The organism is Streptomyces sennicomposti (assembly GCF_019890635.1).
GTDB lineage: Bacteria > Actinomycetota > Actinomycetes > Streptomycetales > Streptomycetaceae > Streptomyces > Streptomyces sennicomposti.
The window spans coordinates 194156-209869 of sequence record NZ_JAIOAB010000004.1 but is presented as its reverse complement, the minus strand read 5'-3'; the positions used below and the strand labels follow the sequence as shown (position 1 = coordinate 209869).

Below are 15714 nucleotides of genomic sequence, written 5' to 3'. Positions count from 1 at the left end.
CCCCGATTCCAGCCGGTGAGACAGCAGCCATGGGGGATGACGGTCATGTCATCGCCTGTCATCATGTGCCGATGCGTACGTCTGCGATCAGTCACGGCCACTCCGGCAAGGGCGTCGGACTCGGTCTCGCGCTCGTGTCCGCGCTCGCCTTCGGTGGTTCCGGCGTCGCGGCCAAGCCGCTGATCGAGGCGGGCCTCGACCCGCTGCACGTGGTGTGGCTGCGGGTCACCGGCGCCGCCCTCGTCATGCTGCCGCTCGCCGTGCGCCACCGCGCGCTGCCGCGCACCCGCCCCGCCCTGCTCGCCGGGTTCGGCCTGCTCGCCGTGGCGGGCGTCCAGGCCTGCTACTTCGCCGCGCTCTCCCGTATCCCCGTCGGCGTCGCCCTCCTCGTCGAGTACCTGGCGCCGGCCCTGGTCCTCGGCTGGGTCCGGTTCGTGCAGCGGCGGCCGGTCACCCGCGCCGCCGCGCTCGGCGTGGTCCTCGCGGCCGGCGGACTCGCGTGCGTGGTGGAGGTCTGGTCCGGGCTGAGCTTCGACGCGCTCGGACTGCTGCTCGCCCTCGGCGCCGCCTGCTGCCAGGTCGGCTACTTCGTCCTGTCGGATGAGGGCGGCGACGCCGGCGACCGGGCCCCGGACCCGCTGGGCGTCATCGCCTACGGCCTCCTCGTCGGCGCCGCTGTCCTGACCGTGGTGGCCCGCCCCTGGGGCATGCACTGGTCCGTGCTCGCCCACACCGCGCGGATGAACGGCACCCCGGTCCCGGCCGTCGTGCTGCTGCTGTGGATCGTGCTCGTCGCCACCGTCCTCGCCTACGTCACCGGAGTGGTCTCGGTACGCCGCCTTTCACCGCAGGTCGCGGGCGTCGTGGCATGCCTGGAAGCGGTCATCGCTACGGTCCTGGCCTGGGTCCTGCTCGGCGAGCACCTGTCCGCGCCGCAGATCGCCGGCGGCGCCGTCGTCCTGCTGGGCGCGTTCATCGCCCAGTCCTCGGCGCCCGCCGAACGGTCCGCTCAGCCCGTGGCGAGCGGCGGCGACCGGGCGGAGCAGCAGTTGTCGGCACGCGGAACGGCGGCCTAAAGTGGCGATCATGCACGCACGCGCACTCGTTCTCCCGCCTCCGGCCGCCTGAGGCGGGCCCTTCGGTGACCTGCCCGGCGTCCCGCCGGGCCGAGCCGTGCTGCCCGTAGAAGAAGTCCGCCGCCCCGCACGACCGGGGCCGGCCGTTCCCGAACTTCTGCACCTCTGCGGAGAGAACTCGTGTCGCACACCTCCTCCGGCCTGCCCATCGGGCGTGGCCTCCTCTATCTGATCGTCGCCGGCGCCGCCTGGGGCACCGCGGGCGCCGCCGCCTCCCTGGTCTACCGGGCCAGTGACATGGGCCCGTCCGCCCTGTCCTTCTGGCGCTGCGCGATCGGCGTCGTCCTCCTCCTCGCCGCCCGCCTGCTGCGACCGCGCGTCCGGACCGCCGCGGCCGTACCGGCCCGCCGGCGGCTGCTGCGCGCCGGCGCCACCGGGGTCGGCCTCGCCGTCTTCCAGACCGCCTACTTCGCCGCCGTCCAGGCCACCGGGCTCGCCGTCGCGACCGTGGTCACCCTCGGCGCCGGACCCGTGCTGATCGCCCTCGGTGCGCGCGTCGCCCTGGGCGAGCGGCTGGGCCGGGCCGGGCTGACCGCCGTCGTCGGCGCGCTCGCCGGGCTGGCCGTGCTGGTGCTCGGCGGCGGCGGCGCGACCGTGCGCCCGTGGGGCGTGCTGCTGGCCCTGACGTCGGCGGTCGGCTACAGCGTCATGACGCTGCTGACCCGCTGGTGGGGACGGGACGGCGGGACGGACAACTCGGCCACGACTGTCGGCGCGTTCGCGGTGGCCAGTGCCTGCCTGCTGCCGTTCGCGCTGGTGGAGGGGCTGGTGCCGCACAGCGCCGACCCCGTCCGGCTGCTGTGGCTGCTGGGCTACATCGGCACGATCCCGACGGCTCTCGCCTACGCCCTCTACTTCGCGGGCGCGGCCGTCGTCCGCTCGGCCACCGTGTCCGTGATCATGCTGCTGGAGCCGGTGAGCGCCGCCGTGCTGGCGGTCGCCCTGCTCGGCGAGCGGCTGACGCCGGCGACGCTGGCCGGCACCGCGCTGATGCTGGGGTCGGTCGCGGGCCTCGCCGTGGCGGAGGCCCGCGGGGCGCGGGCGGTACCGGCGGAGCCGGTCCTCGTGTGAGGCGGTGTGCGGACCTTGCCGCCGCGGGGTCCGCACCGCCGGTCGGTGCCGTCCGCCGGTCCGGTCCGGCCCGTACCGGCGGTTCTGGCCTCCGCCGGTCCGGCCCGTACCGGCGGGTTCTGGTCTCCGCCGGTCGGGTCCGTGGTGAGGCGATGCGGACCTCGCCGTCGCGGGGTGCGGCCCGGCGGAAGTCCGTGCTGTCCGTCGGTCCGGTCCGGCCCGCACCCGCGGGTCCTGCCGTCCGCCGGTCGGGTCCGTACCGGTGCGGTCGGGGCGGCAGGGGGAGACGCGTCCCGCGTCAGGCATCCTGCCTGCGGAGCAGATGGTTCCGGGCCGCCGCGTCCCGGGGGCCGTTCCGTTCGGTCAGGCGGTCCGCCATCCCGGCGCGCACCTCGGCGGAGCGCTTGCCGCCGTACTTGAACTTGGCGCGTACGGCGGTCACTTCCAGGCGCAGGCCGCGGATGCCGGACAACTGCCGGCCGTACGGGGCCTCGCCCACCGCCGCGCGGGCCGAGCCGCCGTCCGGCTGGAAGTGGCCGAGCTGCCGGTTCAGCAGCTCGGCCTTCTCGGCCGGGTCGTCCACGACATGGGCGGTGCAGCGCAGTTGGACGGCGGCGTAGAAGCTGGTCGGCACGCCGTGGTCCGGCGGGGTGTGCGGCTCCGCCTGCCAGGGGCCCGGTACGAACACGTAGTCGTCGACCACGCTCAGCAGGACCTCGGGGTTCGCCGCGACGGCGGGCCACAGGGGGTTTGGGCGGGCGAGGTGGGTGACGGCCTCGCCCCGGCCGGCGTCGTAGGCGAAGTGCAGCGGCTGGACCCACGGCGGTTCGCCGGGCAGGCCGTTCACGGCGAGCTGGCCGAAGTCGTGCTCGGCCAGCCAGCGCTGCCACTCGGCGTCCTCGCGGGGCGCGTCCCAGGGGTGGACGAGCATCACAGCGCCCTGAGGTAGTCCGGCAGCTGCGTGCCCGGCGCCAGGTCCGCGTCGGCCAGCGGAGCGCCGTACGCCCGGTCGACCGGGACGACGCCCGCCCAGTGGGGGAGGGACAGGTCCTCGGGCTCGTCGTTGACGCCGCCGGTGCGCAGCTTGGCGGAGACCTCGGCCAGGTCGATGCGGAGCACGGCGGTCGCCGCCAGCTCCTTGGCGTTGGCGGGACGCGAGTCGGCGGCCCGGCCCGGCACCACATGGTCCACCAGCACGTCCAGCGCGGTCCGCTTCTCCTGCGGGTCGGTGACCTGGTGGGCGATGCCGTGCACCACCACGGAGCGGTAGTTGATCGAGTGGTGGAAGGCCGAGCGGGCCAGCACCAGGCCGTCGACGTGCGTGACCGTCAGGCACACCGGCAGCCCCGGATCGGCCTGGCCGGCCATGCGCAGGGGGCGCGAGCCCGTCGAGCCGTGCACATAGAGCCGCTCGCCGACCCGGCCGTACAGCGTCGGGAGGACCACGGGCGCGCCGTCGCGGACGAAACCGAGATGGCAGACGTAGCCCTCGTCGAGTATCGCGTGCACCAGCTCCTTGTCGTAGGACGCGCGCTGGGCGGAGCGGGTGGGCACGGTGCGGTCGGTCGGGGTGTAGGCGGCGGGCGGCGATGTCGGCTGCGGGGTGCCCTGCATTGCGGTCTCCATTGCACTAGTGCATAATCTGCTTTGTGCTAGGAGGATATCGGATCGAGGGGCGGCGTGCGGCGGATATCGCCGCGAGCGTCGAACGCGCGGTGGGCAGCGGAGACCTGGAGCCGGGGCAACTGCTGCCGCCCATGCGGGAGTTGGCGACACAGCTCGGGGTCAATCCGAACACCGTCGCCGCCGCGTACCGGGTGCTGCGCGAGCGCGGGGTCATCGAGACCGCCGGGCGCCGGGGCAGCCGGGTGCGGCCCGCGCCCGCCACCACCGGACGGGACCACATCCGCGTGGACGTGCCGGAGGGCGTGCGGGACGTGTCGGCGGGCAATCCGGACCCGGCGCTGCTGCCGCCGCTGGGACCGGCGTTCGCCGAGGCGGCGGCCCGCGCCGACCGCGAACCGGTCCTGTACGGGGACACGCCCGTGGACCCGGAGCTGCAGCGCGCCGCCCGTGCCGAACTCGACGCCGACGGAGTGCCGGACGGGCCGCTGGCCGTGCTGTCCGGCTCGCTGGACGCGATCGAGCGGGTCCTCACGGCCCATCTCAAGCAGGGCGACACGGTCGCCGTGGAGGACCCCGGCTGGGGACGGACGCTCGATCTGGTGCCGGCGCTGGGGCTGCGCACGGTGCCCGTCGCGGTCGACGACGAGGGGCCGCTGCCCGAGGAGGTGCGTCGTGCCCTCGAGGGCGGCGCACGCGCGCTGATCGTCACGGACCGGGCGCAGAACCCGACCGGCGCCGCGGTGAGCGCCACGCGCGCGCGTGCCCTGCGGGCCGTGCTGCGCGAGCATCCTCGGACGCTGCTCATCGAGGACGACCACGGCCACGGCATCGTCGACGTCCCCCTGCGCCCGCTCGCCGGGGTCACCCGTCACTGGGCCTTCGTCCGGTCGGTCGCCAAGGCCTACGGCCCCGACCTGCGCCTCGCCGTCCTCACCGGGGACGCGGTCACCGTCGACCGGGTCCGCGGCAGACAGCGGCTGGCCGCGGGCTGGGTGAGCCTGCTGCTCCAGCGGGCCGTCGTGCGCCTGTGGGCGGACGGCGTGCCGGCCGCGCGCGGGGTGCCGGCGGAGTACGACAGACGGCGCGAGGCGCTGATCGGCGCGCTGGCCGAGCGCGGGGTCGCCGCCCACGGGCGCAGCGGGATGAACGTGTGGGTGCCCGTGCCGGACGAGACCGGGGCCGTCGCCCGGCTGCTGCACGCCGGCTGGGCCGTGGCCCCCGGCGCCCGCTTCCGGCTGAGCGCGCCCCCGGGAATCCGGATCACCGTCTCCACGCTGCGGGACGACGAGACCAAGCGGCTGGCGGACGTGGTGGCCGCGGCACTGGGACCCGCGCCCGCGCGGGGGTACGTGTAGCGGGCGCGGCTGCCGGGTGCGTACGTCCGCCGGCCGCGTCCATCGGTCATGTCCTGCGGTCACGTCTTGCGGTCACGTCGTGCCGACGCAGGAACGACGACCGGCCGCCGCGACGGCGAGGGGCCCAGGCCCACCGTCGCGGCGGGGGTCGTCCGGCGGCGCGGCTGAGCGGCGGCCTGTGCGGGGGTCGGCGGACCGGCGGTATGCGCGAGGGTTCCGGCGGGCCGGCCGGGGAGCGGCGGCCTGTGCGGGTCCCCTACGCGGGGCGGCACGGCGCCGGGGGCGCCGGCTGGGGAGCGGCCTCCGCCATGGCCGGGGCCGCCATCGGCGCGGTCCGGGCGGAGTCCTCCCGCGGGGCGCGGGCGGCGCCCTTCCCCAGGCGCGTACGGGCCGGTCGGCCGCCCCCGCCGGGCCGCCGGACCTGGGTCAGCGCCGCGCCCGCCAGGACGACGACCGCGCCGACCGGAGTGGACCAGCCCAGGTGTTCGCCGAGCACCGCGACGCCCGCCGTGGCGGCGATGATCGGGACGAAGTAGGTGACCATCTGCGCCGTGGTCGGCCCGACCTCGGCGACCAGGCCGTACTGGACGAGCATCGCGACCCCGGTGCCCAGCGCGCCCAGCGCGGCGATCGCGAGGAGCGGGCCCGCCTCCAGACGGCTCGGCACGCTGGTGAACAGCGGTGTGACGACCGCCAGCTGGACCGTGGCCAGCAGCAACTGCCCGCCCGTGAGGGACAGATGGGACTCGGCGGAGCCGGCCAGGGTGCGGCGGACGTAGATCCAGCCGACCGGGTAGCTCAGCGAGGCCAGCAGGGCCATCGCGGTGCCGCCCGCGTCCAGGCCGTGGAAGCCCTGCCAGGCGCCCAGCACCGTCAGCACCCCGAGGAAGCCGAGGCCCAGCCCCGCCACCCGCACCCGGGTCGGGCGGTCCTCCGAGAGCGCGACGAGCGAGAGCGCCATGCCCCACAGCGGCGAGGTCGCGTTGCAGATGCCGGCGAGCGTGGACGGGATCGTCAGCTCCGAGTACGCGAACAGGGAGAACGGCAGCGCGTTGAGCAGGAACCCCGCGACCGCCAGATGCCCCCAGGTGCGGGCGCCGCGCGGCAGCCGCTCCCGCCGCACCGCCATCGCCACCGCCAGCACCGCGGTCCCGAACACCAGCCGTCCCAGCGTCACCTGGAAGGGGGCGAAACCGCGCGTGCCCACCTTCATGAACAGGAAGCTGAAGCCCCACACCAGCGCCAGGAACGCGAACCGGACCCGCCAGTGCAGGCGGGGGCCAGCCGGTTCCGCCGGTTCGGCCGGGGCGGACGGTGAGGGCGACGAGGAGGCGGTCGTGGTGCTCATGGTCGTACGATGCACGGCACCGAGTCGTAGCACAATCGAGAATTCGCGCCCGGTATCTCGTAGCATCGCTTACATGTTGAACCTGGAGCGCCTGCGCACCCTCGACGCCCTCGCCCGGCACGGCTCGGTCAGCGGCGCCGCCGACGGGCTGCACGTGACGACCTCGGCCGTCTCCCAGCAGATGGCCAAGCTGGAACGCGAGGTCGGCCAGCAGCTCCTGGCCAGGAACGGCCGGGGCGTCCGCCTCACCGACGCGGGCCGCCTGCTCGCCGAGCACGCGGCGCGCATCCTGTCCCAGGTCCGGCTCGCCCAGTCCGACCTGGAGGCCCGGCGCGGACAGGTCGTCGGCGAACTGCGCCTCGGCGCGTTCCCCACCGCGGCGCGCGGCCTGTTCCCGCTGGCGCTGTGCGAGCTGCGCACCCGGCACCCGGGCCTCGCCGTCACCACCACCGAGATGGAGCCGGCGCCCGCCCTGCGCGCCGTGCAGCGCGGCGACGTCGACCTGGCCCTCGTCCTCGACTGGTACAACAAACCGCTGCCCGTGCCCGAGGGCCTCTCCCGCGCGCCGATCCTCGACGACCCCGCCGACGTGGCCCTGCCCGCCACGCACCCCTGCGCCGACCGTGCCGAAGTCGGCCTGGAGGACTTCGCCGACGACGACTGGATCACCTGGGCCGAGGCCGAGTTCTGCCACGAGTGGCTGCTGGACACCCTGCGCTCCAAGGGCGTGGAGCCGCGCATCGCCCACCGCGCGCAGGAGCACGCCACCCAGCTCGCCCTGGTCGCGGCGGGCCTCGGCGTGTGCGTCGCGCCGCGGCTCGGGCGGGGGCCGCTGCCCGCCGGGGTACGGACGGTCCCCGTTCGGCAGACGGTGCGGCGGCACGTCTACGCCGTGTGGCGCGCCGACGCCGACCGCCGCCCCTCGATCCGCGCGGCGGTGGACGCCCTGCGGGCGGCGGGGGAGCGGATCGCCTGAGGACGGGAACGCCCGGCCCTCAGGGGAGGGGCAGGCGTTAGACGGCCCCCAGCTTCCGGAAGTCCCAGGAGACGGTCTTCTGCGGGGTCAGCCGCAGCCACGCGTGCCGGCCGTCGTGCGGCATCTCCTCCAGGCCGAAGTACTTGCGGGCGAACAGCGTCTCCGGCAGGTCGAGTTCGGCGCGCAGCTCACCGGTGCGCGGCGCCTCGCCCACGAAGTCCACCGCGCCGGACAGCTCCGCGCCGCGCAGCCGGTCGTACTCCTCGCCCGTGTCGACGACGACCGCCACCCGCGGATCGCGGCGCAGATCGGCCCAGCGCCTGCTGCGCACCACCGAGTACAGCCACAGCGAGGCGCCGTCCCACACGAACCACAGGGCGCTGACGTGCGGTGCGCCGCCGGCCGAGACGGTCGCGACCCGGCAGGTGCGCTCGGTGGCGAGGAACTCGTCCAGCTCGCCCGGCGTCATCATGATCTTCCGGCCCCGGCGCTGCCCGACGGTCATACGGCCCCCCTCTTGTCCTCTCGTCTCCCTCGTCCCCGGCGGATGCGCCAGGGCCGGGGCTCCCCGGCGGGAGACGTCCTCCGAGGATGAGGCCCCCCGCCTCCGCACGCAACGGCTCTTCGGCGCACCGCATCCGGCGGCCGGACCGGCCGTCACGCCAGCCTGATCTCCTCCCCGGCGACGGAGATCTTCTTGGCGGGCAGCGGCCGGGTCGCGGGTCCCTTCCGTACGCTGCCGTCCGTCGCCGAGAACTCGCTGCGGTGGCAGGGGCAGCTGATCACGCCGTCCGCCACCCGGTTCACCGCGCAGCCCTGGTGGGTGCAGGTCGAGGAGAACGCCTCGAACCGGCCCTTGACCGGCTGGGTCACCACCACTCCCTGCGCGGCGAACACCCTGCCGCCGCCCTCGGGGATGTCGGCGGTCCGCGCGAGCACCCCGCCGGAACCGGCCCCGCCGCCGCCCGAGTCTCCGTCGTCCGCCGTACCCGTACCCGCACCGGAGGACGGCTGCTCGTCCGAGCCGCACGCGCCGAGCCCGAGGGCGAGCCCGGTCGCGCCCACCGCCGCCACGACCGTACGGCGGGCGGGCGCCCCCTGGGGCTGAAGCGATTCGCTGGTCATGCCGACGTTCCCTTCCTGCGGACTGCGTGGACGGACCTCGTGATCCGCACAGGGGTACGGCCCGCGGCAGCCCGGCGTTCACACGAGCCGCGGGGCCGGTGTCCGGATGGCGTCGTCGCGGGAAAGGACCCCAAGTAACCTGGGGCGATGCTCAAGGAAGTCAATGCGACGCGGTTCATCACGCCCCTGCGTGAGGGCGGTTCGCTGCCCGGCCTGGTGGAGGCCGACGACTTCGGGACGTACGTCCTGAAGTTCGCCGCCGCCGGGCAGGGCCGCAAGACGCTCGTCGCCGAGGTGGTCTGCGGTGAACTCGCCCGCCGGCTGGGACTGAGGGTGCCCCGGCTGGTGACGATCAGCCTGGACCCGGTGCTGGGCCTCGGCGAACCCGAGGAGCAGGTGCAGGAGCTGCTGAGGTCCAGCGGCGGCGCCAACCTCGGCATGGACTTCCTCTCCGGCGCGCTCGGCTTCGACCCGCTCGCCTTCCCGGTGGACGCGCGCGAGGCCGGACGGATCGTCTGGTTCGACGCGCTGGTCAACAACGTGGACCGGTCCTGGCGCAACCCCAACCTGCTGCGCTGGCGCGGCGAGCTGTGGCTCATCGACCACGGCGCGACCATGATCTGGCACCACAACTGGCCCGGCGCCGAGACCTCCGCCGCCCGCCCCTACGACGCCTCCGACCACGCCCTCGCCCCCTTCCGGCCCGACGTGGCGGCCGCGGCGGCCGAGCTGGCGCCCCTGGTCACCGAGGACCTGCTCGCCGAGGTGACCGCCGAGATCCCGGACGTCTGGCTGGCCGGCGAGCCCGGCTTCGACACGCCCGACGACCTGCGCCGGGCCTACGCGCGGCCGCTGCTGGCCCGCGCCGCCGTCATCCACGAACGCGTCGACGGCCTTCAGGGGGCGAAGTGAGCGACCACCACATCCTCGGCGGCCGTCAGGCGGGCGGCCGGCACATCACCAGGGCGGGCCAGGGCGGCGACCGCGACGTGTTCGAGTACGCGCTGCTGCGGGTCGTCCCGCGCATCGAGCGCGGCGAGTGCGTCAACGCCGGCGTGCTCGTCTACTGCCGCGCCCAGGGCTACGTCGGCGCCCGCACCCATCTGGACGAGGCCCGGCTGCTCGCCCTCGACCCGGCCGCGGACGTGGCCGGGGTGCGCGCCGCGCTCGGCGCCGTGGAGCACGTGTGCGCCGGCGGGACGGCCGCCGGGCAGGCGGCGGGCGACGACGCCGGCCGGCGGTTCCGCTGGCTGGTCGCCCCCCGCTCCACGATCGTCCAGCCCGGCCCCGTCCACACCGGTCTCACCGCCGATCCGGCGGCCGAGACGGAGCGCCTGCTGGACCTCCTGGTGAGGTAATGGATCACACCCGCCCGGTGTCCCGTTGACACCGGGTGCCAAGGCTTCTAGCGTCACGTCTACCGAAGGTACTAAGCGGTCGCTCACCGCAGGTCGGGTTCTCTCCAGGGCGACCGGGTTCTCTCAAGGGCGAGGAGAAGCAGAACATGTCCACCACTGACCAGCGGGTAGCCGTCGTCACCGGTGCCGCGCGCGGCATCGGCGCCGCCACCGCCGTACGTCTGGCCGCCGAGGGCCGTGCCGTCGCCGTGATCGACCTCGACGAGGCCGCCTGCAAGGACACCGTGGAGAAGATCACCGCGGCCGGCGGCCGGGCCGTCGCGGTCGGCGCCGACGTGTCCGACGAGGCGCAGGTGGAGGCGGCGGTCGCGCGGATCGTCGAGGAGCTCGGCGCGCCGACCATCCTCGTCAACAACGCGGGCGTGCTCCGCGACAACCTGCTGTTCAAGATGAGCGTCTCCGACTGGGACACCGTCATGAACGTGCACCTGCGCGGCTCGTTCCTGATGACCAAGGCCGTCCAGAAGCACATGGTGGACGCGGGCTTCGGCCGGATCGTCAACCTGTCCTCGTCCTCGGCGCTCGGCAACCGCGGCCAGGTCAACTACTCCGCCGCCAAGGCCGGTCTGCAGGGCTTCACCAAGACCCTCGCCAAGGAACTGGGCAAGTTCGGCATCACCGCCAACTCCGTCGCCCCCGGCTTCATCGCCACCGAGATGACCAAGGCCACCGCCGACCGCGTCGGCATGGGCTTCGAGGACTTCAAGGCCGCCGCCGCCACCCAGATCCCGGTGCAGCGCGTCGGCGAGCCCGAGGACATCGCCAACGCCATCGCCTTCTTCACCGGCGACGCGGCGGGCTTCGTCTCCGGGCAGGTGCTGTACGTGGCCGGCGGGCCGCTCGACTAAGGGATCCGACACATGACTTCCGTGGAACTCTCCGGCAAGGTCGCCCTCGTCACCGGCGCCAGCCGCGGCATCGGCTACGGCGTCGCCGAGGCCCTGGTCGCCCGCGGCGACCGGGTGTGCATCACCGGCCGCAACGAGGACGCCCTCAAGGAGGCCGTCGACAGGCTCGGCGCCGACCGGGTCATCGGCGTCGCGGGCAAGGCGCACGACGAGGCGCACCAGGCCGAGGCCGTCGAGCGCGTCATGGAGGCGTTCGGCCGCGTCGACTACCTGGTCAACAACGCGGGCACCAACCCGGTGTTCGGCCCGATCGCCGACCTCGACCTGAACGTGGCGCGCAAGGTCTTCGAGACCAACGTGATCTCCGCGCTCGGCTTCGCGCAGCGCACCTGGCACGCCTGGCAGAAGGAGAACGGCGGGGCGATCGTCAACATCGCCTCGGTCGCGGGCCTCGCGCCCTCGCCGTTCATCGGCGCCTACGGCGTCAGCAAGGCCGCGATGATCAACCTCACCCAGCAGCTCGCCCACGAGTTCGCGCCCCGGGTGCGGGTCAACGCGATCGCCCCGGCCGTGGTGAAGACCAAGTTCGCGCAGGCGCTGTACGAGGGCCGCGAGGAGGAGGCGGCGGCGTCCTACCCGCTCGGCCGGCTCGGCGTCCCCTCCGACATCGGCGGCGCGGCGGCCTTCCTCACCTCCGAGCAGTCCGACTGGATCACCGGTCAGACGCTCGTGGTCGACGGCGGCATCTTCCTCAACGCCGGCGTCGGCTGACGGGTCGTGACACAGGCGCGCTGACCGGCCGCCGGGGCCGTTTCCGTTCGGTGAGGATTTCCCCGCCGCCCTTGACGGAAACGGCCCCGGCGTCGTCGTGAGGGCCGCCGCGGGCCGCCCCGCGAGGGGATGACAACGTAGTCAGTCACGCGCTGATCAAGACCGTGCGCAAGCGGGTTCACCGGGCGACGACCCGCGGTATGGTCTGCCGACCCTCTTGTGGTACGGCGGATCGAGGAGCGTGCGCGTGTTCAACCGGAACCGATGCCTGCAACCGGCGGCGGCGATCGCGTCCATAAGCCTGGTGGCCGGGTGCGGCGTCTTTTCCGACAGCGGCCCGGACACCAGCAAGGCGATCGTGGTGGGCACCACCAGCGCCCCCACCACGCTGGACCCGGCGGCTTCCTGGGACGGCTCCTGGGAGCTGTTCCGCAACATCTACCAGACCCTGCTGGCCTACCCGAACGGCGCCACGACGCCCCAGCCCGACGCCGCGGAGAGCTGCGAGTTCACCGACACCGGCAACCGCGTCTACCGCTGCCGGCTGCGCGCGGGCATGAAGTTCGCCGACGGGGACACCCTCGACGCCCAGGCCGTCAAGTTCTCCATCGACCGCATCAGGAGCATCAACGTGCCCGGCGGCCCGGCCGGGCTGCTCGGCAGCCTGGACCAGGTGCAGGCGGTGGACAGCCGGGACGTCGTCTTCCGGCTCAACAAGCCCGACGCCACCTTCCCGTTCGTGCTCGCCGCCCCCGCGATGTCGATCGTCGACCCCGACGACTACTCCGCCCACTCGCTGCGCAAGGACGGCCAGGTGTTCGGCTCCGGCCCGTACACCCTGAAGTCCTACGAGGAGGGCAAGCGGGCCGAGCTGGTCAAGAACACCCACTACACGGGGTACGCCCAGCGCAGAAACGATGCTGTCACGATCCGTTACTTCCAGGACTCCGCGACGATGGTCAAGGAGCTGCGCAACGGCGGGATCGACGTGACCTACCGCGGCCTCGCCGCCGACGACGTCGTCACCCTCCAGGGCAACGGCGACCAGAACCTCCAGCTCGTGGAGGGCTCCGGCGCCGACATCAGCTACCTGGTGTTCAACCCCAAGGACCCGTGGGCCGCGAAACCGGCCGTGCGTAGGGCCGTCGCCCAGATCGTGGACCGGGCGGCCATCGCGCACGAGGTCTACAAGGACACCGTCGACCCGCTGTACTCCATGGTCCCCAAGGGCCTGACCGGCCACACCACCGGCTTCTTCGACGACTTCGGCGACCCCAGCGTCAGCAAGGCCCGCCAGATCCTCGCCTCCGCGGGCATCAAGGAGAAGGTGCCGCTCACCTTCTGGTACACCACCGACCGCTACGGCTCCGAGACCGCGAAGGAGTTCGAGGAACTCAAGCGGCAGCTCGACGCCTCCGGCCTCTTCACGATCACCCTGCGCAGCCGGCCCTGGAAGACGTACGTCGTGGGCTACCAGAAGGGCGAGTACCCGGTGTTCGGGCGCGGCTGGTCCCCGGACTTCCCCGACCCGGACAACTTCATCGCCCCGTTCGTCGGCCAGCAGAACGCGCTCGGCACGCCCTATCCGGCGCCCGAGATCACCAGGGTGCTGCTGCCCGAGTCGCGGCGCGAGAGCGACCGCGCGGCCGTGGTGAAGGAGTTCGAGCAGGCGCAGCAGATCCTGGTGGACGACGCGCGGCTGCTGCCGCTGTGGCAGGGCCGGCAGTACGTGGCCGCCAGCGAGGACATCTCGGGCGGTGAGCGGGCGCTCGACCCCTCGTCGATCATGACCATGTGGGAGCTGTACCGCAAGACCAGCTGGTAGGCGGGCAGTTCCCGGGGGCGCGGTGGCGTTGTCAGTGGTCGCCTGTAGGTTCGGTGACCTGGAAGTGACCGTACATCGTGAGGACGTTGACGTGACCGACATCGCCATGCTGCCCGAGTCCTGGCGCGGGGTTCTGGGCGACGAGCTGCAGCAGCCCTACTTCAAGGAGCTGACCGAGTTCGTCGAGGAGGAGCGGGCGAAGGGGCCGGTGTATCCGCCGCGCGAGGAGGTCTTCGCCGCGCTGGACGCCACGCCGTACGACAAGGTGAAGGTGCTCGTCCTCGGGCAGGACCCCTACCACGGGGAGGGCCAGGGGCACGGACTGTGCTTCTCGGTGCGGCCCGGGGTGCGGATCCCGCCGTCGCTGCGCAACATCTACAAGGAGATGCACGAGGAGCTGGGCACGCCCGTTCCGGACAACGGCTACCTCATGCCGTGGGCCGAGCAGGGCGTGCTGCTGCTGAACGCGGTGCTGACGGTCCGCGCCGGTGAGGCCAACTCCCACAAGGGGCGGGGCTGGGAGAAGTTCACCGACGCGGTGATCCGCGCGGTGGCGAGCCGCCCCGACCCGGCGGTCTTCGTGCTGTGGGGCAACTACGCGCAGAAGAAGCTGCCCCTGATCGACGAGAGCCGGCACGTGGTGGTGAAGGGGGCGCACCCCTCGCCGCTGTCGGCGAAGAAGTTCTTCGGCTCGCGCCCGTTCACGCAGATCAACGAGGCGGTCGCCCGCCAGGGCCACGAGCCGATCGACTGGCGGATCCCGAACCTGGGCTGAGACGGGACCGCTCCGCGGAGGGCGGGTTCCGCGGCGGAACGCCGGTTCCCGGGACCCCGGGTGCGGGGTCGGTTCCACGGCGGGGACGCCGGTTCCCGGGATTCCGGGTACGGGGTTGATTCGACGGCGGCGGAACCGGGTCCGTGGGGTCCCGGGCGCGGGGCCGACCCTCGGCGGGAGCGGAACTCCGTCGGCGGCGGAGCGCGGCGGTCTCTGGTGGAGTCCGGCCTCCGGGGCGGAACTCGGTCCCGGGGCGGGGTCCGATCCCGGGCGGGACCCGATCTCGGGGAAGCCGAGTGCGGGGGCGAATCGGGGGTGCCCTGCCGGGATGCGCGGGACGCCGCCTGAGCGGCAGTTCGCCCGGGGGCTCGGGCCGGCTGGGCGGCGCTTCGTTCGGAGGGCGGGCCGGCTGGGCGGCGGGGTGGGTCCGAGGGACGTGGTCCGGCTGGGCGGCGGTCCGGTCTGGGGGCGTGGTCCGGTCCGGGGTGCGGGCCGGACCTCGCGCAGGGGGCGGCCACGGTGCGGGGCCGACTCGGGGGTGCGCCACGCGGCGGGCCGGGTCGATGGCACCGGAGTGCCGGTGTCGGCTCGCCCCCTCGCCTGACGTGCCCGGGGCGCCCGGTCCGCCCGAGCGGGGCCGTCGGCCCGGTCCGGGGGAACGGGACCGGGCCGGAACGGCCCGCCGAGGGCGTGGCGGGGCGGTAACGGCCCGCCGGGGGCCCGGTCGGCGGGCGGCGGAGTGGCCTTCGTACGCGTCTGCGCCGGGATCCGGCGGCCAGGCTCTAGCGTCGGTGGGGACGGGTCGGGGACAGGGCTGGAGGACGCGGTGGCCGAACGGCAGGAGCGGACGGTGTCGGACGTCGTGATGACACGGATCGGGCAGGGCGTGATGCTGCATCACGCGGGGGACCGGGAAGAGGCCCGGACACGCTTCCTCGACCTGTGGCACGAGATCGGCGAGGACGGCGACCCGCTGCAGCGCTGCACGCTGGCCCACTACATGGCCGACACCCAGGACGACCCCATGGACGAACTGGCCTGGGACCTGCGGGCGCTCTCGGCCGCCCGGGAACTGACCGACGACGGGCCCGCCGGTCCCGAGGCCGCGGCGGCGGTCCGCGCCCTCTACCCGTCCCTCCAGCTCAACCTGGCCGCCGACTACGCCCGGCTCGGCCGCTCGGAGGCCGCCCGCGCCCATCTCCACCAGGCCCGCGGCGCGGCCGTCGCCCTGGCCGAAGACAGCTACGGCGACGGCGTCCGCGCGGCGATCCACCGGCTGGCGCTGCGGCTGGGGGAGTCCGGGCCCGGCACCCCGGGCGAGCCGGGACCGCCCCGCCGGCCGGAGTAGCGCCCCCGGCGGTCATACCGGCCGGATCGGCGTCCCCCGGCGGTCCCGCAAGCCGGATCAGTGTCCCCGGAGGTCATGCCGGCCGGAGGAGC

General features: G+C 74.2%; 16 protein-coding genes. 11 read left to right on the top strand and 5 right to left on the bottom strand.

Translation table 11 applies throughout. The features are described 5' to 3' along the window. Window positions 1-71 precede the first annotated feature (71 nt). Window positions 72-1076 (top strand): EamA family transporter, encoded by a 1005-nt coding sequence (locus K7787_RS04240; RefSeq protein WP_009187492.1) that lies wholly within the window; start codon window positions 72-74, stop codon window positions 1074-1076. A 180-nt stretch (window positions 1077-1256) separates the two neighbouring features. Beyond that, a complete protein-coding gene (locus K7787_RS04235; RefSeq protein WP_223000534.1) occupies window positions 1257-2207 on the top strand; it encodes a DMT family transporter in 951 nt (316 codons plus the stop codon). Between the two features lie 298 nt (window positions 2208-2505). On the opposite strand, the gene K7787_RS04230 is transcribed toward K7787_RS04235, so the two are convergent. Next, window positions 2506-3138, bottom strand: a complete 633-nt coding sequence (locus K7787_RS04230; protein WP_043260566.1) for an FMN-binding negative transcriptional regulator — start codon at window positions 3136-3138, stop codon at window positions 2506-2508. Then, a complete protein-coding gene (locus K7787_RS04225) occupies window positions 3138-3821 on the bottom strand; it encodes a pyridoxamine 5'-phosphate oxidase family protein (protein WP_223000553.1) in 684 nt (227 codons plus the stop codon). Before K7787_RS04225 ends, K7787_RS04230 begins: the two co-directional genes overlap by 1 nt. Window positions 3822-3856: 35 nt before the next feature. On the opposite strand from K7787_RS04225, the gene K7787_RS04220 reads away from it, so the two are divergent. Continuing rightward, the gene (locus K7787_RS04220) at window positions 3857-5188 is read left to right on the top strand and encodes an aminotransferase class I/II-fold pyridoxal phosphate-dependent enzyme (protein ID WP_223000533.1); all 1332 of its coding nucleotides are present in this window, start codon (window positions 3857-3859) and stop codon (window positions 5186-5188) included. Window positions 5189-5444: 256 nt separating this feature from the next. On the opposite strand, the gene K7787_RS04215 is transcribed toward K7787_RS04220, so the two are convergent. Further along, window positions 5445-6536 carry a DMT family transporter gene (locus tag K7787_RS04215; RefSeq protein WP_223000532.1) on the bottom strand — a complete coding sequence of 364 codons (1092 nt, stop codon included), beginning with the start codon at window positions 6534-6536 and terminating at the stop codon, window positions 5445-5447. A 73-nt stretch (window positions 6537-6609) separates the two neighbouring features. On the opposite strand from K7787_RS04215, the gene K7787_RS04210 reads away from it, so the two are divergent. Then, window positions 6610-7512, top strand: coding sequence for a LysR family transcriptional regulator (locus tag K7787_RS04210; protein ID WP_223000531.1), 903 nt, complete (start codon window positions 6610-6612; stop codon window positions 7510-7512). Window positions 7513-7549: 37 nt separating this feature from the next. Here K7787_RS04210 and K7787_RS04205 read toward each other — a convergent pair whose 3' ends face one another. Together K7787_RS04205 and K7787_RS04200 are read right to left on the bottom strand one after the other, a co-directional pair. After that, window positions 7550-8017, bottom strand: coding sequence for a pyridoxamine 5'-phosphate oxidase family protein (locus K7787_RS04205; protein WP_223000530.1), 468 nt, complete (start codon window positions 8015-8017; stop codon window positions 7550-7552). 152 nt (window positions 8018-8169) lie between these two features. Beyond that, a complete protein-coding gene (locus tag K7787_RS04200; RefSeq protein ID WP_223000529.1) occupies window positions 8170-8637 on the bottom strand; it encodes a Rieske (2Fe-2S) protein in 468 nt (155 codons plus the stop codon). 147 nt (window positions 8638-8784) lie between these two features. Here K7787_RS04200 and K7787_RS04195 point away from each other — a divergent pair, with 147 nt between their 5' ends. The 7 genes from K7787_RS04195 to K7787_RS04165 all read left to right on the top strand — a co-directional run bounded on the left by K7787_RS04195 (window position 8785) and on the right by K7787_RS04165 (window position 15622). Next, window positions 8785-9549, top strand: a complete 765-nt coding sequence (locus K7787_RS04195) for a HipA family kinase (RefSeq protein WP_223000528.1) — start codon at window positions 8785-8787, stop codon at window positions 9547-9549. Further along, on the top strand, window positions 9546-9995 hold the full coding sequence (locus tag K7787_RS04190; protein ID WP_223000527.1) for a DUF3037 domain-containing protein: 450 nt from the start codon (window positions 9546-9548) through the stop codon (window positions 9993-9995). The genes K7787_RS04195 and K7787_RS04190 overlap by 4 nt, the downstream gene beginning before the upstream one ends. Window positions 9996-10141: 146 nt before the next feature. Further along, window positions 10142-10903, top strand: coding sequence for a 3-oxoacyl-ACP reductase FabG (gene fabG, locus K7787_RS04185; RefSeq protein WP_019981440.1), 762 nt, complete (start codon window positions 10142-10144; stop codon window positions 10901-10903). 12 nt (window positions 10904-10915) lie between these two features. After that, window positions 10916-11674: an SDR family oxidoreductase gene (locus tag K7787_RS04180; RefSeq protein ID WP_223000526.1), complete on the top strand. Its 759-nt coding sequence runs from the start codon at window positions 10916-10918 to the stop codon at window positions 11672-11674. Between the two features lie 247 nt (window positions 11675-11921). Next, window positions 11922-13499: an ABC transporter substrate-binding protein gene (locus K7787_RS04175; protein WP_169435919.1), complete on the top strand. Its 1578-nt coding sequence runs from the start codon at window positions 11922-11924 to the stop codon at window positions 13497-13499. A 91-nt stretch (window positions 13500-13590) separates the two neighbouring features. Next, on the top strand, window positions 13591-14274 hold the full coding sequence (gene ung / locus K7787_RS04170) for a uracil-DNA glycosylase (RefSeq protein WP_019981443.1): 684 nt from the start codon (window positions 13591-13593) through the stop codon (window positions 14272-14274). Window positions 14275-15100: 826 nt separating this feature from the next. Continuing rightward, on the top strand, window positions 15101-15622 hold the full coding sequence (locus K7787_RS04165; protein ID WP_223000525.1) for a hypothetical protein: 522 nt from the start codon (window positions 15101-15103) through the stop codon (window positions 15620-15622). Window positions 15623-15714 lie beyond the last annotated feature (92 nt).

Bases quoted from the DNA above. Each gene is read 5' to 3' on its own strand.
- K7787_RS04240 (WP_009187492.1), top strand. From the start codon at position 72: ATGCGTACGTCTGCGATCAGTCACGGCCACTCCGGCAAGGGCGTCGGA.
- K7787_RS04230 (WP_043260566.1), bottom strand. From the start codon at position 3,138: ATGCTCGTCCACCCCTGGGACGCGCCCCGCGAGGACGCCGAGTGGCAG.
- K7787_RS04225 (WP_223000553.1), bottom strand. From the start codon at position 3,821: ATGCAGGGCACCCCGCAGCCGACATCGCCGCCCGCCGCCTACACCCCG.
- K7787_RS04215 (WP_223000532.1), bottom strand. From the start codon at position 6,536: ATGAGCACCACGACCGCCTCCTCGTCGCCCTCACCGTCCGCCCCGGCC.
- K7787_RS04210 (WP_223000531.1), top strand. From the start codon at position 6,610: ATGTTGAACCTGGAGCGCCTGCGCACCCTCGACGCCCTCGCCCGGCAC.
- K7787_RS04205 (WP_223000530.1), bottom strand. From the start codon at position 8,017: ATGACCGTCGGGCAGCGCCGGGGCCGGAAGATCATGATGACGCCGGGC.
- K7787_RS04200 (WP_223000529.1), bottom strand. From the start codon at position 8,637: ATGACCAGCGAATCGCTTCAGCCCCAGGGGGCGCCCGCCCGCCGTACG.
- K7787_RS04195 (WP_223000528.1), top strand. From the start codon at position 8,785: ATGCTCAAGGAAGTCAATGCGACGCGGTTCATCACGCCCCTGCGTGAG.
- fabG (WP_019981440.1), top strand. From the start codon at position 10,142: ATGTCCACCACTGACCAGCGGGTAGCCGTCGTCACCGGTGCCGCGCGC.
- K7787_RS04180 (WP_223000526.1), top strand. From the start codon at position 10,916: ATGACTTCCGTGGAACTCTCCGGCAAGGTCGCCCTCGTCACCGGCGCC.